This is a genomic window from Chelatococcus sp. YT9 (genome assembly GCF_018398315.1).
Taxonomy (GTDB): Bacteria; Pseudomonadota; Alphaproteobacteria; order Rhizobiales; family Beijerinckiaceae; genus Chelatococcus.
This window is the reverse complement of sequence record NZ_JAHBRW010000001.1, coordinates 3,015,106-3,032,379: the sequence shown is the minus strand read 5'-3', so window position 1 is coordinate 3,032,379 and position 17,274 is coordinate 3,015,106. Positions and strand designations below refer to the sequence as shown.

Here is a 17,274-nt window from a genome sequence, read left to right as displayed (position 1 = left end):
GGCTTTTTGTCATCGGGCTCTACCGGCTCACAAGTCGCGAGGTCGTCTTTCCGGGGCGGGTCAACGGCCCGGGCTCGGAACCCACGAACGCGACGGCAAACCAGTAGCGGCCGGAGGGTTCGAGGCGCCTTCCCGTCAACCTCCGTGTTCATGGTTTTCCGGGCTCCTCGCTGGCGCGAGGCCCCGGAATGACGGCCATGATGGGCAACTCACCCGCGCCCATCACGCCCCTGACTATGGCTTTTCTGCCTTCTTTCTCTTCGCGTCGTCTTCGGTGAGTTCGTACCACATGGCATTGAGAACGGCGAAGGCCGCTGCCAGGGGAAGCCCGAGAAGCCAGGAGAAGTACCACATAGCGACTATCCTTTCCCCTTGATCAGTACGCGTGACCGCTCTCGTCGCGGATCGCCTGTTCGTCGACCTTCCCCCAAAGCACCCGGTAAACCCAGGCGGTGTAGGCCAGGATGATCGGCAGGAAGATCACCGTGACGACCAGCATGATGAAGAGCGTAAGATGGCTGGAAGAGGCATCCCAAACCGCAAGGCTTGCCCGGGGGTCCACCGAGGAGGGGAGAATGAACGGGAACATCGAAACGCCAACCGTCGCGATGATCCCGAAGATGGAGAGCTTGCTCCAGAGCAGCGTGCCGATCTCGCGCCCGGCCTTAGCATTGAAATAGCAGGCGATGGCACCGATGAAACCGGCCGCGGGCGCGATCAGCATCCAGGGATGGGCGCTGTAGTTGGCGAACCAACCGCCGCCCTTCTCCACCGTCTTGAGCAGCGGGTTGGACGGTCCGACCATGTCGATAGGGCTCGTGATGCGATAACCACCGACGAAAAGCCACAACGCGACGCCGCCGAGCGCGAACAACAGGATGGTGAGGAGGGAGGCCACCTCACCGACCCGACGTGCACGCTGCGCGACCGGGCCTTCGGTCTTGAGCACGATCCACGCAGACCCGTGCATGATCAGCATGGCGACTGAAAGCAGGCCGCAGAGCAGCGCGAAAGGGTTGAGCAGGCCGAAGAACGTGCCGTCGTAGAAGATCCGGAGCTCGTCGGTGAGGCGGAAGGGCACGCCCTGCAGCACGTTGCCGATCGCCACGCCGAAGATCAGCGCCGGGACGAACCCGCCGACGAAGAGCGCCCAATCCCAGCAGGCACGCCACGTCGGATCCTCGACCTTCGAGCGATACTTGAAGCCGACGGGGCGCAGGATGAGCGCAAACAGGATCGCGAACATCGCGAGGTAGAACCCTGAGAAGGATACCGCATAGAGCTGCGGCCAAGCCGCGAAGATCGCGCCGCCTCCCAGGATCAGCCAGACTTGGTTGCCCTCCCAAACCGGGCCGATCGTATTGATCACCACGCGTCGCTCGATATCGTCACGCGCGACGAAAGGCAGGAGCGCGCCGACGCCGAGGTCGAAACCATCCGTGACAGCGAAGCCGATGAGGATGACGCCAAGCAGCACCCACCAGATGATGCGGAGAATGTCGTAGCTAATGAGTTCATGCAGGATCATGGGTATTACTCCGCGGCGACCAGTTGCGCGGGCGCGAGCTGAGCTTCCGGCTCGTCGTCCGGTTCAGGTCCCTTGCGAATGGCGCGCAACATCAGCTTCATCTCTATGACCAGCAGGACGGTGTAGATCGCCACGAAGCCGATGATGGTGAGAAGGACCGTGGTCACGCCGAGATCCGAGACGGCGGCCGCAGTCGGCAGGACACCCTCGATGATCCAGGGCTGGCGGCCGTATTCCGCGACGAACCAGCCGCATTCGATGGCGATCCACGGCAGGATGATGGACGCGACCGCCACCTTCAGCAGCCACGGGTAATGGTCAAGCTTCCGAAGGGCGGAGAGTACGAAGAACGTTCCGCTCAGAAGGATGAAGAACATGCCGAGACCGACCATAATGCGGAAGGTCCAGAACAGTGGCGCGACCATCGGCACCGTATCCCACGCCGCTTTGTCGATCTGCTCGGGCGTCGCGGTGCGCGGATCGTCGACATAGCGCTTCAGGAGGAGCGCGTAGCCGAGCCGTGTGCCGTTCTCCTCGAAGGCATTCCGCACTTCAGCCGGGATATTTGTCGTCGAGCCGGCCGCGCGGATCTTCTGCAAGGCGTCGTAGGCCTGGATGCCCTGGTGAATGCGGAGCTTGGCGAGTTCGACCTGCTCCTTGATGCCGGGAATCTCTTCCGTCAACGTCCGCGTGCCGATGAGGCCCATGACCCACGGGATGCGGATGGCATAGTGGGTCTCGCGCGCTTCCTGATCGGGAATACCGAACAGGGTGAAAGCTGCAGGCGCTGGCTCCGTCTCCCACATCGCCTCGATGGCGGCGAGCTTCATCTTCTGGTGTTCGGAGGAGAGATAGCCGCTTTCGTCGCCGAGCACGACGACCGAGAGCGAAGCGGCGAGACCGAAAGAGGCCGCGACGGTCATCGAACGCTTGGCCAGTTCGACATGCCGGCCCTTGAGGATATACCAGGCGGAGATGCCGAGGACGAAGAACGACGCGGCGACATAGCCGGCGGAGACCGTATGCACGAACTTGGCCTGGGCGACGCTGTTGAACAGCACTTCGTAGAAATCGGCAACTTCCATCCGCATGGTCTGCGGGTTGAACTGTGAACCGACGGGGTTCTGCATCCAGCCGTTGGCGATGAGAATCCAGAGCGCCGAGAAATTGGAGCCCGCGGCGACGGCATAGGTCGCGATGAGATGTCCGACCTTCGACAGGCGGTCCCAACCGAAGAAGAACAGTCCGACGAAAGTCGCCTCGAGGAAGAAGGCCATCAGGCCCTCGATCGCCAGGGGCGCGCCGAAGATGTCACCGACATAGTGGCTGTAATAGCTCCAGTTCATCCCGAACTGGAACTCCATGACAATGCCCGTGGCGACGCCCAGCACGAAGTTGATGCCGAAAAGCGTTCCCCAAAACTTGGTCATCTGCCGCCATATAGGACGCCCGGTCATGACATAGACCGTCTCCATGATGGCAAGCAGGACGGAGAGGCCCAAGGTGAGCGGTACGAATAAAAAGTGATACAGCGCTGTCAGGGCAAACTGCAGCCGTGACAGCGAGACGATGTCGAGTTCCATCTCATTTCCGCCGGCCCCCGGCGGCCTCTCAAATCACCGGTGTGGGAGCCACCGGCGGCCGTTCAACCAGGCAGATCTCAATCCGGCCGCAGGGCGGCGAGCACGGCCTCAAAGCCCGGCTCGCTACGGTGCAGCACGGCAATAATCTGCCCCTGTTCCATGACAACCACGCGGTTGGCGGCTTCCGCCTCGCGCCTGATATGCGTTGCAATGACCAGCGTGCGGACGGGCATCGCATCCCGCTCGGCCTCGCGGTCGAGCCGCATCAGCACGTCGCGCGCCGTCGCGCCGTCGAGCCCCTCGGTCGGCTCGTCGAGCAGCCAGAGTGGCGTGTCGCGCAGGAAGAGCCGCGCCAGGGCAAGCCGGCGCGACTGGCCGCCCGACAGGCCAAGCCCCCCCTCCCCCAGGATCGTGTCGAGCCCCTGCGGAAGGGCCGCGACATCGGCGCCAAGCCCGGCCGCGTCGAGCACGCGCAGGAGTTCGCCGTCCGTCGCGCCCGGCGCGGCGAGACGCAGGTTGTCGCGTAGACTATCCTGGAACAGTTCTGTCCGCTGGGTCATCAAGCTGTGCGGCAGAGCAGCAGTCTCTCCGCGCTCCGGCAGGAGTTCGCCTGAGATAAGCCCGAGCAGCGTCGACTTGCCCGCGCCGCTCGCGCCTACGATGGCGACGCGCTCGCCCCGCGCGATGGTCAGATCGATGCCCTGCAACGTGGCACGTTTCGCGCCGTCGTGGCGGGCGTCTACCTCAGCAAGCCGGACGGCAAGTCCCTGCGGCACAACCGCCGGCTGCGCCGCGATCTCCTCATGCAGGATCCGCGGCGCCAGACGTCGTGCGGCAAGCAGTGTCCGCCCGAATTCAAGCGCGCCGCGCCGCAGCGCCCCGAACGGCTCGACGGCGGCCAGTACGACAAGGATGCCGAGCGCCGCGACCGGCGCGCCAATGGTGCCTGCCTCGGCGAGAGCGGCAACCGCGAGCAACATGCCAGCGAGAGCCAGCGCGGAGGCGAGCCCGAAACCGACTGTCACCCCCGTCTCGATGCGGTTCAGCCTGTCGTCGGCTGCGGTGAGGCGATCATCGATCGCCGCGAGGTGATCACGCTGCGCCTCGAGGCGGCCTGCCATCACGAGCTCGGCCTGGCCGGCGACGAGATCGATCGCGCCGGCGCGCAGCATCTCGACCGCCTGCGCGCGGCGGCGAGCCGGCCGATAGGCCATGTGCGCGGCCGCCAGTGGAATGCCGAGCCCGGCCGCCAGAAGCCAGACGCCGATGGTGAGGCCGAGCCAGGGTGCGATGAAGCCGACGGCAACGCCCGTGCCCAGGGCCGCCGCGGCCATCGCGCCCACCGGCACCAGCACCCTGAGATAAAGCCCATCCAACGCGTCGATGTCCGCTGTCAGACGGAAGAGGAGCTTGGCCGGACGCAGCGCGAGCGCCCGTGCCGCCCGTGGCCCCGCCCAGCCCCGGAACAGGCGCTCCCGCAGCGCCGCCAGCACCGACAGCGTCGCGTCATGGGCGGTGAGCCGCTCGCCATAGCGCGCGCCGGTCCGCAGCAGCGCCAGGAAGCGGATGCCGGCTGCAGGCGCGAAGACGTCGAAGGCCATCGCCGTTGCAGCCGTGAGGCCCGCGAGAGCGGTTGCCGTGATGAACCATCCAGACAGTCCGAGCAGCGCGACGCCGGCAAGCACGGTGCCGGCGGCGAGGCCGGCGCCGATCATGAGCATGCGCCGGCGTTCGGCCAGGAAAAGCCCGATGACGGGCCTGAGATCGCGCAGGATCGCGCTCATGCCAGCGCCTCCGCTACCAGCGCGTCGACGTCGATGCAGCGATCCATCCGCGCCATCAGCCGTGGATCGTGTGTCGCGACGATGAGCGTGCGCCCCTCCGCGAGAGCCAACAGCCCTTCCGTGACCACCGCGGCGGTTCCCGCATCGAGATGCGCGGTCGGTTCATCCACGAGAATGAGATCGACAGTGGGATCGACGGCCGCCCGCGCCAAGGCGAGCCGCAGCGCCTCCCCTCCGGATAGGCCAATGCCGCCCTCCCCGAGGGGAAGCGAGCCGTGGGCACCGGCGACGTCGCTCAAGGCAGCGACAGCAAGCGCCTCATCGACATCGGCCGGTGTCAGACCAGCGCGCCCGAGGGTAATATTCGCAGAAAGGCTGCCGGCAAAGATGTGCGGGCGCTGGCCGATCCACGCCATGCGCGCGCGCAGGTCCGCGGCGTTATCCGCGTTGAGCGCACGGCCGCCGATGACGATCTCGCCCTCTTCAGGCGCGACGAGCCCGGCAATCAACGCTAGCAGGGTCGATTTGCCCGCGCCGCTGCGGCCGGTAAGCGCGACCCGCTCATTCGGCGCAACCGCAAAAGTGGCGCCGAAGATCATCTGCCGTCCGGCGCCGGCATGCCCGAATGCGAGCTTTTCGACGGCCACTGACGGCCCGCCCTGGCTGACATCCTGAGCATTGCCAGCCGGCGACGCATCCGCGCCGGGAAGGCCGACACCGGTCGTCCTGAGACCTTCGAGCGCAGCCAGCGCTGCCTCGCCGGAGGCTCGGTCATGCCAGACGGCCGAGAGGTCCCGCAGCGGTTCGAAAAAGGCCGGCGCGATGAGGAGGACAAACAGGCCTTCGGCAAGGCTCAGCCGGCCGCTCCAGGCGCCGAAGCTGAGTTGCCCAAGAAGGTGGAACCCCACATAGACAGCCACCATCGCAACGCCGAGCGCCGCGAACAACTCCAACACTGCGGACGACAAAAAGGCCACCCGCAGCACGGCCATGGTGCGCTTGCGCAGATCCTCCGCGTGGGCCCTGAGCCTCGCGGCGGTGAGATCCACGGCGCCGAGTGCGCGGATGGTCGTCAGCCCTCTCAGTCTGTCGAGTAAAAAAGCGTTCATGCCGCCGATCTCGACCATCTGAGCCTCGCTCGCCGCCTTGGCGCGCCATCCGATCAAAGCCATGAAGACGGGGATGATTGGGCCAGCGATGAGCAGCGTCAGCGCGGCCACCCAGGAAAAAGCGAGCACCACCAGCACGATGACGAGGGGCACGATGGTGGCCTTAAGTCGCGCCGGCTGGAACCGGGCAAGAAACGGCACGATCGCCTCGGCTTGCTCTGCAAGGATACTGGCCGCGAGGCCAGATGCCGGACGCTCCCTGTCCAGCGGAGAACGTCCGGCCAGCGCCGCGACCGCATCGCTTCGCAGCAGGCTGAGCTCGGCGCGCGCACCTCGAAAGGCGAGCCTTCCCGCCCACCCATCAAGCGCTGTCCGCAGGACGCCGATGCCGAGCACCAGCGCGGCAGGCATGAGTGCATCGATGAGGGCGGCCCCGGCGGCGATACCGCCGACACACCACGCGATGACGCCGGCCTGCGGCAGCCACAGCAGTGCGGACAGGGTCTGCACATAGCCCGTCCTCCGCGAGGATGCGTGAATACCAGAACGTGAGCGTGCGCGTTCATGGTGGGTGTCGAGCTCCGAAGCGTTCGGTGGTCTCGAAATTTTCAGGGAACTCGAAGACCTGGCGAAACCGGGAGGCCGGGCAAATACGCGCCGCTGGCCACCGCGGCTGGCGGGATGAGCCAGATCGGTCATGACGCATTCTCATCCCGTGAGCGCTTCGTCCGTCCGAGTGAGACGATCCTGTCCTTTGCCTCGAGCAGCTTCGTGACCTTGGAACCGAGGGTCAACAGCGTCGCCAGACGCGCCGTTTCGAGCTGCTTCACGTCGTCATACCAGTTGGTGAGTTGCTCAATAAGCCCATGCATCTCAGCCATCCGGGCTTGGGCGTGACGTTCCGCCTCGCTGGCAGGCTGCTGCATGAGGATCTCGCGCAGCACGGATAAGGTGGGATCGACCTCCCGCTTCTTCCGCTCCTCCGCCAGCGTGCGCAGGATCTGCCAGACATCATCCGGCGTTGTGAAGAAATCGCGCCGATCGTTGGGAACATGCTTGAGCAGAACAAGCTTCCAGGCCTGCAATTCCCGCAGGCTCATCGAGACATTCGAGCGTGAAATACCAAGCGCATCCACGATATCATCCGCGCAGAGCGGCTGCGGTGACACATAGAGAAGCGCGTAAACCTGCCCCACGGTCCGATTTATGCCCCAACGCGAACCCATCTCACCGAAATGGAGAACAAAGGCTTGCACGAGAGGAGGCAGATTCATCACGAATTTCCGTACTAACGGTTATTTCAGAAATTTCTGAAATTTACATAACGTCCAATCAACTCACCGGCAAGCCTTTTCCGCACGACGCATGCCCGCCCTGCACGAACTCGGACCGTGAACCATGCGGCCACGTACTCTCCTCGTAACGGCACAGGCTTGGCGCCCGTCATGACAGAGCGGATTCGGCCGAATCGCTTACGCAACGCGCGCGTCACTCAAGAAGCAATGCGCCCCCCGCAAACAAATCCCCCGTTGCTCAGCGGGCGGATACTATGGGAGCAGTCGCCAGTTTGGATTGATTCTCATCAAATTCAATGGTTGCTTTCTCAACGGACAGGTTATTGCTGGATGCGCCGCTCCCGTCCTCCCTGGCGCGGCGTGCTCCGCCCCTCGGGCGGCTATGAAAGGATATCGCAATGCACAGCCACTCCATCGGCAAGTGGCAACACGAGCACGTGTTTCTCGGCGAACGGCACCAAAGCAACGAACGACGGACATGGTTTGTCGTCGGCCTGACAGCCGCAATGATGATTGCGGAAATCGTCGGCGGTACGATCTTCGGCTCGATGGCGCTGGTTGCCGACGGCTGGCACATGTCGACGCACGCGGCGGCTCTCGGCATTGCGGCTCTCGCCTACCGGTTCGCGCGCACCCACGCTCATGATCCGCGCTTCTCGTTCGGCACCGGCAAGGTCGGCGAGCTCGCGGCCTTCGCCAGCGCCATGATCCTCGCTTCGGTTGCGCTGATGATTGGCTATGAGAGCGCGCTCCGGCTCGTTTCACCCGTCGCGATCGATTTTGCACAGGCGCTGCCCATCGCCGTCGTCGGCCTTCTGGTCAACCTGGTGAGCGCCTGGCTCCTTCACGATCGGGATCACGACGGCGGGACCGATCACGGCCATCATCATGGCCATCACCATGATCATGATCACAGCCACCATGGCCATCACGACCATGGCCATGACAGCAATATCCGCGCAGCTTATGTGCACGTGCTGGCGGACGCGCTGACATCGGTCCTCGCGATTGTCGCACTGATCGGCGGCAGTCTCTATGGCTTGACCTGGCTCGATCCCGTGATGGGCCTCGTCGGGACGGCCGTCATCCTATGGTGGTCGGTCACTCTCATCCGCTCGGCGGGTGCCGTGCTCTTGGATGTTGTGCCCGACAAGGCACTGAGTGGCCGCGTGCGCGCGGGCCTCGAAGTCGAAGGCGACCGCGTCGCGGATCTGCATCTCTGGAGGCTGGGTCCGGGCCATACGGGCGTTATCGCAACGATCGTGTCCGACGCGCCCGGGACCCCGGCTGCCTATAAGGAGCGGCTGCGCCACATTCCCGGCCTGTCCCACATTACGATCGAGGTGCAGGCTTGTCCGCACCATAGCCCGGCGCGGCCAGCCTGAACTGCCATGACAGGAAAGCTGTGCCATGTTCTTCAGGCCAGCACGCAGGCGCGACATCTCCGTCGACGCGGAGATGTCGCGCCGGCATTCACGGCGTGTGGCGTGGTGAATAGCCGTATTTGCGTTTGAAGTTGCGGTAGAATGTCGAGACGTCGTTAAAGCCACTGTCAAAGGCTATATTGATGATCTTTTTCTCGACGGTCGACGCAAGCTCTTTCCGAGCCGCCTCAAGTCGATAGTGGAGGATTGTGTCCCTCAGAGACAGACCGGAGTCCTCGAATATCTTATAGAGCTTCCGTTGTGAGACATTGAAATTGCGCGATATCTTCGCTGCGCCGAGATCATGAAGCTCAAGATTGTTCTTGATATAATCGATGATCTCGTTTGCGAGACGCGCCTTGTTGCTGCCATCCTCCCGGGCCACCTGGTCGCGCAGGAACGCCCGAAGCATTTCAACGATACTCTGACGTATAGACAGGTCAAGATAACGCGATATCTCGCCGTTTGCATATCTTATAAAGAAATCGACAAAGAAAGAAATATAATCACTCAACGCATTGGAGCTGACCATCACGGCCTTGTTGCGGATAAGCGATCGCAAATCGGTGACGCTGGACAGCTCAATCCACGAAATATGCGTCTCCTCGCCGACTGGCAGAATATCGAGCTGAAACGGCACATCGGCATGAACGACCGCAACCCCCAGGGGATCAACTGTCATACTGCGACCGTCGCTGGTCAGCTTAGCCTGACCACGAAGCACGTTGATGGCAACGAGGCCCGTAGTCTCTGATGAAACAAGCTTGGCATTGCGTGTCAGCGTTCCCGGTGTCAGCGTCGCGCTGATCACACGCGCATCGTCAAACAATGCAACTTGCGTCTGTGCTGAGAATGAAGACCCCTGATATATTTCAAAGGTCGACCTCAGGAGATCGTTACAGAATTCCTCACGAAATGTTCGATCGTACTCAGAGTAGCCTCTTTCCAGTACTTTTCCCACTTCGCTGGTTGTTTCCTGATTTTTCATGACATGCCCTGCTACGCCACTTCGCAAATTGCGAGAGAGGGCAGAAAATCTGGACACGGACGGCACTCACAGCAATGCAATTGCTGCACATAGAATTGCAGACATCGCAATTTGACCCCCAATATCGCTATTTTTGCAACAAAATGACCAATGAATTAATTTTATACTGATATTTATGTCGTCTTATTGAAATATTATTACTTGACGATTCGAAATATATTTCAAAACAATTACCCGCTTATCCCGATTACGGTAAACAACAGAGTGAAGATGGAAAACCCCTTTTGTGCAGAATGCCCACTGCCAAGGTGCTCCGGCTGAGCTGCCTAACGCAGGCTCCGAATTCCCACTCCGGGGCACTAGGAGGAGCTCGGTGCCGAGACGCACACTCCAGCCAGACAAAGGTTGCACAAGGAAGGCGGGAGGTGAACACATTTATGCACGCGCTGATATAGATATTTCTCTTGACACAACCTGGCGCTTGCAGCCGCACATAAAGCCGTTTCCGTTCAGAGACCTTGGTGCGCAGGCCTGCACTAGTCACCATCGGCGAGCGAGGTCGGGTATGGCAGGATATGCGCCGGCATTCACTGTGACCGCGGCTGCGACTGGGCTCCCGTGACACTGACGATGACGCAGCTCTTCGCCGACGGCAGCAGCATGACACGCTCGCCGCGCACCGTCATGACGTTGCGTACACCGACGAGACCATCGAGTGCACGTCCCCCTTCCTTGCCAAGGCTGGTCTCGATGGCCTCACAGCTTCGCGGGCTGGGGATGACCTGCACCAGCACGCCCTCGCATTGGCTCTCGCCTATCGGTGATGCGACCAGAATGCTGCTGGCTTTGTTGAGTCCCGGCCGGCCGGTATAGTTCAATCCCATCAGTTGCCAGAACATGTGGCCGTTCGGCCGATCGCGATTCCAGACCGATTGGACAGCATAGTCCGTATCGGCCGCCATGTTGCCGAGGTGGTTGACGATCGGCGCACAATTCTGCAGCCCCGCCTGCAGGGCATGTTGGGTGTAGAGGGGAACTTGCGGCTGGGCGGATGCTGCCTCCTGAACGGGCTGCGGGGCATCGGTCCTTGCTTCCTCCTCCTCAGGCTCGCTCTCCGGGGCGGGCGCGGCCTGCGGCTTGGCGGGCGCGGCAGGCTTTGGTTTGGCGACAGGCTTTTTCGCGGCAGGCTGGGCCTGCGCCATCTGTTGCGGCACTGCATCAATGGCGGTCGCATCCTGCGCCATAATGACAGCACCGATCGTGCATAGGATGAGGGCGATATAAGCTGTGTATTTGATGATCTTGAGCATTATCTGATCCTTGCGCCATCAGCCGCGCCTTTCGAGGGCGTAAGCGACAAGCCATCCATGCGGCGCACGTGCAACTTAGAGTTGATTAACCTAGAACGTACATCCACGCAGATTGCGTGGCACCATCCGCAATCGACATGGCGGGCTGTGCCGGCCGCCCTCCATGGCTCTACCCGCCCACAGTTCGTTCAGCAGGATCAGACAGGGGGACCGACACGGAGCGGAGCTTGCTCTGGACCACAGCCAAAGCCACAGGATGGTGCGAATGCGCCTCGAGCGGAATTATTTCGGTATGAATGAAGCAAGACCGCCACAGGGAGGTTTGGCCCCCTGCGGCATCACGGCCGTTACGTAGATCTTGCGTGGGCGGGATCAGACATCCAAGACGTATGGGTAGGCTTGAGGTTACGCAGAAGGATCCGGAAGCCGCAACCAAGGCACGAAACCATGAGCGATATCCCGTTTGACCGAGGCTTCGAGGCCGAAGCCGGCATCACGATCGAGGTTGCCGCCGGCATTCGGCGTGTTCTCGCGCCGAACCCAAGCCCGTTCACAGGAAAAGGCACCTGCAGCTACGTCATCGGGCGCGGCCAGGTCGCCATCATAGACCCGGGACCAGATGATTCGCGGCATGTGGACGCCCTCCTCGCGGCAGTCCGGAACGAAACGGTCACTCACGTCGTCATCACCCATACCCACCGCGACCACTCGCCCGCTGCCACCGTTATTCAGGCTGCAACCGGAGCCATGATCGTCGGCTGCGGGCCCCATCGGCCATCCAGAGCCTGGGCAGAGGGTGAGGAGCCGCGCGCCGAGTCAGGTGCTGATCGCGCTTTCCGGCCGGACGCGGAAATGTTGGATGGTGATGAGATTTCCGGTCCCGCGTGGCATCTCACCGCAGTTGCGACGCCAGGCCATACAGCCAATCATCTCGCTTTCGCCTTTGCCGAAGGGAACGCGCTTTTCTCGGGCGATCACGTCATGGCCTGGTCAACGACGATCGTCGCCCCTCCAGACGGTTCGATGACCGACTACAAAGCGTCGCTTGTACGTCTGCAAGACCGCTCCGAAGCCATTTACTGGCCGGGGCACGGCGGGCCCGTGCGGGATCCGCAACGTTTTCTCCGGGCACTCATCCATCACCGCCTGCAACGCGAGGCCGCGATCCTGGGGCGTATCAAAAGCGGAGATACCTCCATCGCAGATATCGTGCCTCGACTTTACGATGGGCTCAATCCGGCGCTGCTGCCTGCCGCAGCCCTCTCCGTCTTCGCCCATGTCGAGGATCTTGTGGCGCGCCGCCTTGTTGCGACGGATGGCCCGGTCACGCTCACCGCGCGCTATTGGCCCGGCGAGGTTTAGGACGCCCTGATTAGACCCCGCGCTTGCGTGTCAGCTCGCGCCGCCGCCGTCCTCGTCTCCCGCCGTCTCCGACAGGGCCTCAAAGAACTGCTCGATACGCTCAGCACCAACGGCTAGCGCGAAATCGGCAATGCTGTGGCGTACGACCGTGCGGACGTCGACCCGCACGCCTTGGGCCCGTGGGAGAAAGCGAATCGTGATGTCCACCGGCAACCTTAGAAACGGCGTATAATTCACGGCGTCGATACGGCCGACGCCGACGCGCCCGATGCCGGGATTGACTTCAACAATGTCCCATCCCAGGTCCCGCGCCACCTTCAACGCCGCATTGAAAGCCTGGGGCATCGGCACATCGAGTTCGAGCGGCCCGACGACACCCTTGCCGGGTATGGATGCTTGCCGCACCACGCCGGCGGCCAACGACGGCGTGGCGCCACCACGGACGTCGAGAGCAGCGCGCGATAGGGAGAAAGCCGGCGGCCGGCTCACATCTGTGGCGACATCCTGCGGGCGGCGCTCGCGCAGCCCCTCGACAAGCACGTACGCCGGCCCGACCAGGACCACGAGCGCGAACACGACGCCGGCCAGCGCCGCGCCCACGCCACGCGCTCCGTCACGCCAGATCACGATGAAGGCAATCAGCGCCAACAGGACAGCCAGCAACGCAATTGCAGGCGCGACGGTCATTACCGCGAGTGCATCCGTGAGCGCAACATGACCGAAGCGCAGGAGCCCTATCCCGAACAGCATCACAACGACCGCGAAAAGGCCAATCCATCGACTGGCCAGCGCCATCCATGTGACCGGCTCTTGCAACGTTACGCGTCGCATTCCTCTACTCCACACCAGCCGGTAACCTTGATCCTCCTGACCTGGGTGATCAAGCACCGAAACTCATCCGCAGCCACGCCCTTCCGTGAAGCGCTCGATATCCAGAACGAGCCTCGCTCAGCCACCTCAAAAGATGACCTCAAAGAAGAGGGTTTTATCAAAGCAGTATGGATGCCGTGTGAACGGGATGGTCGAAAAGGAATGATGCCGCAATGGGTCAGTACCTTGCTCTCGCGCAAGGTTAAGAAAAAGTAACGCTCAAGAAACTGCCGAATGGGACGTCCCTGATCTCGCCCGCAAGCGCCATCAACCATTCATTATCGATAGGATGCAAAAAATCAGAAATCGGATGCTTTCGCCTCCGGATTGCCCAAACTCTGCCAATCCCTCGTCAGCATCATCGGCGATCATCGCCATGGTGCGGTTGGCGCGTGAGCCGCCATCCGTGCCTGTTTTGAACGAAAGATCGGGACAATGACGACCCATACTGAGAAGAACCGACCTGCCGCGCAAAGCTACCAAGCCCGCCAGGCCGAACGTGTGCCAACCTTCGGTTCCATCGGGATTCCGGCGGTGGCCGCGGCCGCCACCGTCACGAGGAACACGACACCCCGCAGCGTCGACGCCCCGCGCAACCGCTCGAACGGACAGACCGGCTCGCGCTTCGCGAACTGATCGGCGCTGCGCCCGTGGACGAATGTTCGGCGAGCTGCGGCGTGCGCCTCATCCGTCCTCCGTGGAGCCGTCACAGGCACATCGTCATCGCGACACGGTCGCGGAGCTACAGCACCACGACGCGCGTGCCGGGCTCGACGCGATTGTAGAGATCGATGACGTCGATATTGCGCATACGGATGCAACCGGACGACACAGCCTGGCCAATCTTGTCAGGCTCGTTCGTCCCGTGGATCCGGTAGAGGGTGTCGCGCCCCTTCTCGTCATAAAGATAAAGCGCGCGCGCGCCGAGGGGGTTGTTCGGACCGCCGGCCGTCGCGCGCACATGCGGCCATCGCGCCTTCATCTCAGCGGGGGGGTTCCAGTTAGGCCATTCCGCCTTGCGCTGGACAGTCGCATTGCCGGTCCAACCGTAGGCCTCGTCGCCGACCGCCACGCCATAACGCATGGCCCGCTTGTTCGGCAGCACGTAGTAGAGCTGGCGCTCCTTCTGCTTGACGACGATGGTGCCGGGAGGCTCCCCCGTCGGATCATCGATCTCGTAGCGCGCGAATAGCGGGTCAACCGGCGCCTGCGGCATCTGTGCCATCCATTCCGTGTCGCGGCTGGACACGGACGGATCTGGAACCGCCTTAAAATTGCAGCCGACAAGGGCTAACGCTGACAGGAGCACTGCGAGAGACGTCTTGAGGCGCATGTTGGCGCGACTCCATAAGGGGGGCGAACGACCGATTCGCGAATCGTCAACTATGTTTATCAGGCATCTATTACCGTTATGGTTAATGAAACAATGACCGGAGACACGCGGGTGGCCTGCGTGCTGGGCATATCCTGATCGCGACAAGGTTGGCCGGAGGGTCACTCCAGTCCGTCTTCCGCGCCGCGGAAATGGCGAGATCCGAACGGAAGATGGTAAGGGCTTCCATTTGCATGGGGAAAAATCGGCTGCAGCGGCTAGCTTTCCAGGTTCCGCTATCGACTGCGGGCTTTTTCTGCTCAGTTCTGGGAGTGGTTGCGGGCCAAGGCGCAAGGCGCTGACCGAGGAGGTGAAGGCGTGACGCTGTACATCACCCATCCAGCCTGCCTCGAACATCGCGTACCGGCAGGCCATCCCGAGCGGCCAGACCGTCTGAGGGCGGTGGAGGCCGCCCTGTCGACCGCGCCATTCGCCAACTTGCGGCGCGCCATGGCACCGCGCGCAAGCGAGGCTGCCATCGCCCGCGCCCATTCCCAAGCCTATGTGGAGGCTATCGCCCGGCAATCGCCCAGGGAAGGCCTCGTGCAGATCGATTCAGACACGACGCTTTCGCCCCACAGCTATGAAGCCGCCGTGCTTGCGGCGGGCGGCGTGGTGCTCGCCGTGGATGAGGTCCTGGGGCGGCGGACGCGCAATGCTTTCTGCGGTGTCCGGCCGCCTGGTCATCACGCTGAGCGCGAAAAAGCCATGGGGTTCTGCCTGTTCAACAACGCAGCGATCGCGGCACGCCATGCGCGGGAGGTTTATGGCCTGGATCGCGTCTGTATCTTCGATTGGGACGTCCATCACGGCAACGGCACGCAGGACATCTTCTGGGATGACGCTAGCGTGCTGTACTGCTCAACACATGAAATGCCGCTCTACCCCGGAACTGGCGCCCGCTCGGAAAGGGGCGAGCACGATACGATCGTGAACGTACCGCTTGCAGCCGGCGACGATGGCGCGGCTTTCCGGGACGCGTGCGATGTGGTGATTTTTCCGCGCATATCGGAATTCAAGCCGGACCTGATCATTCTGTCCGCGGGCTTTGACGCCCATTGGCGCGATCCGCTCGCGAGCCTCAACTTCAACGAAGACGATTTCGTCTGGGCAACACGAGAGATCATGGCTCTCGCCGCGCGGCTGTGCGAGGGTCGCGTCGTTTCCGTTCTTGAAGGTGGTTATGATCTGGAGGGTCTTGCCTGCTCGGCCGCGGCCCATGTCGCGGCCCTGATGGAAGAAACCTAAGCGAAGGGCGGCTCGCGTAGATCCGCGCGCCACTCTCGGGAAGCGAATACAGCCGTTCCCGGCTTTCACGTCACATCGACCGGCTCGGTCGAGACGATCTCGATCCCAAAGCCGGCAATTCCGATATAGGTGCGCGGACCAGAGGCGAGATTGCGAATGGAGGAGACGCCGAGATCCTTCAGGATCTGCGCGCCAAGCCCGATCTCACGCCATTGCTGCAGCCGCTGCTCCTCGGAGGTCGCGCGGCCAGCCGCATCGCCAGCGAGGCTGGTGGGGACGCCAGCGGTGCCGTCGCGCAGATAAACGAGCACGCCACGTCCGGCTGACTTGAAATGCTGCAGCGCCGCGTTGATCACCCGCGCGCCACCGAGAACGTCGGAGAGGATGTCGCAACGATGCAAGCGGGTCGGAACTTCCCGGCCGTCGCTGATGTCGCCGTAGACGAAAGCGTAGTGCTGCACCGGATCCATCGACGTCATATAGGCATAGCCGGTGAGCTCGCCGATATCCGTGTGCACGGGGAACGTGGCAACGCGATCAACGAGCTTCTCGCGCATGCGACGATAAGCGATCAGGTCCGCCACCGAGATGCGCAGAAGATTGTGTTTCTCGGAGAACGCCGCGACCTGTTGGCCGCGCATCACCGTGCCGTCGTCATTCACCAGTTCGGCCAACACGCCGACCGCCGGCAGGCCGGCGAGCTTGCACATGTCGACACAAGCCTCCGTATGCCCCGAACGCATCAGCACGCCCCCCTCGCGCGCGATCAGCGGGAAGACATGACCCGGCCGCACGAAATCATCTGGCGCCTTGTTGTGGTTGGCGAGCGCCCGCACCGTATTGGTGCGTTCCTCGGCCGAAATGCCGGTCGTCAGGCCGTCGCGCACGTCAACGGAGACCGTGAAAGCGGTGCCGAGCGGAGCGTCGTTGAAAGTCACCATCGGATCGAGCCGCAGCCGCCGCGCTTCAGCCTGGGCGAGCGGGGCGCAGACGATCCCGGAGGTATGTCGGACGATGAAGGCCATTTGCTCCGGGGTGCACAAGCTCGCCGCAACGAACAGGTCGCCTTCATTTTCGCGATCATCGTCATCCGTCACGACAATCATCGCGCCACGACCAAAAGCCTCGATCGCTTCCAAAACGCTGTTACGCAAGCGCGCCTCCTCGCTCCCTCGAGCATCGGCCAGGAAATCGTTGGGTGTCACAGCTCCCCGCGTCTCGCGAATGATCAAACGCGCGGTTTCGCGGCTGAGCCAGGCCGCCTCATTATTGCAGAGCTGAGTCACTGCAGCGGGAGTGACGCCGATGCGGCGCGCAAACTCCGCCCGGCTGACCCCGTTGAGTGAGAGCCAATCGATCAATTTCATCAAAGGCGACGCTATCGCCGGCTAACATTTAATG

16 protein-coding genes are annotated in these 17,274 nt (G+C 62.6%); 5 read left to right on the top strand and 11 right to left on the bottom strand.

Annotation, left to right across the window (positions count from 1 at the left end; genetic code table 11):
* Window positions 1–234 precede the first annotated feature (234 nt).
* From cydX to KIO76_RS13880, 6 genes are all read right to left on the bottom strand, one after another.
* Entirely contained in the window at window positions 235–354 is a 120-nt protein-coding gene (gene cydX, locus KIO76_RS13905; RefSeq protein ID WP_213323820.1) for a cytochrome bd-I oxidase subunit CydX, read from the bottom strand.
* A 22-nt stretch (window positions 355–376) separates the two neighbouring features.
* Window positions 377–1,528, bottom strand: coding sequence for a cytochrome d ubiquinol oxidase subunit II (gene cydB / locus KIO76_RS13900; protein WP_213323819.1), 1,152 nt, complete (start codon window positions 1,526–1,528; stop codon window positions 377–379).
* Window positions 1,529–1,533: 5 nt separating this feature from the next.
* Window positions 1,534–3,111 (bottom strand): cytochrome ubiquinol oxidase subunit I, encoded by a 1,578-nt coding sequence (locus KIO76_RS13895; RefSeq protein ID WP_213323818.1) that lies wholly within the window; start codon window positions 3,109–3,111, stop codon window positions 1,534–1,536.
* Window positions 3,112–3,188: 77 nt separating this feature from the next.
* On the bottom strand, window positions 3,189–4,895 hold the full coding sequence (locus tag KIO76_RS13890; protein WP_213323817.1) for an amino acid ABC transporter ATP-binding/permease protein: 1,707 nt from the start codon (window positions 4,893–4,895) through the stop codon (window positions 3,189–3,191).
* Entirely contained in the window at window positions 4,892–6,703 is a 1,812-nt protein-coding gene (gene cydD / locus KIO76_RS13885; protein WP_213323816.1) for a thiol reductant ABC exporter subunit CydD, read from the bottom strand. Before cydD ends, KIO76_RS13890 begins: the two co-directional genes overlap by 4 nt.
* Window positions 6,700–7,278 carry a GbsR/MarR family transcriptional regulator gene (locus KIO76_RS13880; protein ID WP_213323815.1) on the bottom strand — a complete coding sequence of 193 codons (579 nt, stop codon included), beginning with the start codon at window positions 7,276–7,278 and terminating at the stop codon, window positions 6,700–6,702. The genes cydD and KIO76_RS13880 overlap by 4 nt, the downstream gene beginning before the upstream one ends.
* Before the next feature lie 419 nt (window positions 7,279–7,697).
* On the opposite strand from KIO76_RS13880, the gene dmeF reads away from it, so the two are divergent.
* Window positions 7,698–8,684, top strand: coding sequence for a CDF family Co(II)/Ni(II) efflux transporter DmeF (gene dmeF, locus KIO76_RS13875; RefSeq protein ID WP_213323814.1), 987 nt, complete (start codon window positions 7,698–7,700; stop codon window positions 8,682–8,684).
* Between the two features lie 88 nt (window positions 8,685–8,772).
* On the opposite strand, the gene KIO76_RS13870 is transcribed toward dmeF, so the two are convergent.
* Window positions 8,773–9,711: a helix-turn-helix domain-containing protein gene (locus tag KIO76_RS13870; RefSeq protein ID WP_213323813.1), complete on the bottom strand. Its 939-nt coding sequence runs from the start codon at window positions 9,709–9,711 to the stop codon at window positions 8,773–8,775.
* Between the two features lie 587 nt (window positions 9,712–10,298).
* Entirely contained in the window at window positions 10,299–11,021 is a 723-nt protein-coding gene (locus tag KIO76_RS13865; RefSeq protein WP_213323812.1) for a hypothetical protein, read from the bottom strand.
* A 447-nt stretch (window positions 11,022–11,468) separates the two neighbouring features.
* Here KIO76_RS13865 and KIO76_RS13860 point away from each other — a divergent pair, with 447 nt between their 5' ends.
* Window positions 11,469–12,383 carry an MBL fold metallo-hydrolase gene (locus KIO76_RS13860; RefSeq protein WP_213323811.1) on the top strand — a complete coding sequence of 305 codons (915 nt, stop codon included), beginning with the start codon at window positions 11,469–11,471 and terminating at the stop codon, window positions 12,381–12,383.
* Between the two features lie 30 nt (window positions 12,384–12,413).
* On the opposite strand, the gene KIO76_RS13855 is transcribed toward KIO76_RS13860, so the two are convergent.
* Window positions 12,414–13,070, bottom strand: a complete 657-nt coding sequence (locus KIO76_RS13855; protein WP_213323810.1) for a DUF1499 domain-containing protein — start codon at window positions 13,068–13,070, stop codon at window positions 12,414–12,416.
* Window positions 13,071–13,097: 27 nt separating this feature from the next.
* Here KIO76_RS13855 and KIO76_RS13850 point away from each other — a divergent pair, with 27 nt between their 5' ends.
* Complete coding sequence (locus KIO76_RS13850) at window positions 13,098–13,469, top strand: hypothetical protein (RefSeq protein WP_213323809.1); 372 nt, start codon at window positions 13,098–13,100, stop codon at window positions 13,467–13,469.
* A gap of 219 nt (window positions 13,470–13,688) precedes the next feature.
* Window positions 13,689–13,889 (top strand): hypothetical protein, encoded by a 201-nt coding sequence (locus tag KIO76_RS13845; RefSeq protein WP_213323808.1) that lies wholly within the window; start codon window positions 13,689–13,691, stop codon window positions 13,887–13,889.
* 106 nt (window positions 13,890–13,995) lie between these two features.
* Here the strand turns inward: KIO76_RS13845 and KIO76_RS13840 are convergent, their stop codons facing one another.
* Complete coding sequence (locus KIO76_RS13840; RefSeq protein WP_213323807.1) at window positions 13,996–14,586, bottom strand: L,D-transpeptidase; 591 nt, start codon at window positions 14,584–14,586, stop codon at window positions 13,996–13,998.
* A 357-nt stretch (window positions 14,587–14,943) separates the two neighbouring features.
* Between KIO76_RS13840 and KIO76_RS13835 the strand changes: the two genes are divergently transcribed.
* Complete coding sequence (locus KIO76_RS13835) at window positions 14,944–15,873, top strand: histone deacetylase family protein (RefSeq protein ID WP_213323806.1); 930 nt, start codon at window positions 14,944–14,946, stop codon at window positions 15,871–15,873.
* Window positions 15,874–15,938: 65 nt separating this feature from the next.
* On the opposite strand, the gene ribB is transcribed toward KIO76_RS13835, so the two are convergent.
* On the bottom strand, window positions 15,939–17,240 hold the full coding sequence (ribB, locus tag KIO76_RS13830) for a 3,4-dihydroxy-2-butanone-4-phosphate synthase (protein ID WP_213323805.1): 1,302 nt from the start codon (window positions 17,238–17,240) through the stop codon (window positions 15,939–15,941).
* Between the last annotated feature and the right edge of the window lie 34 nt (window positions 17,241–17,274).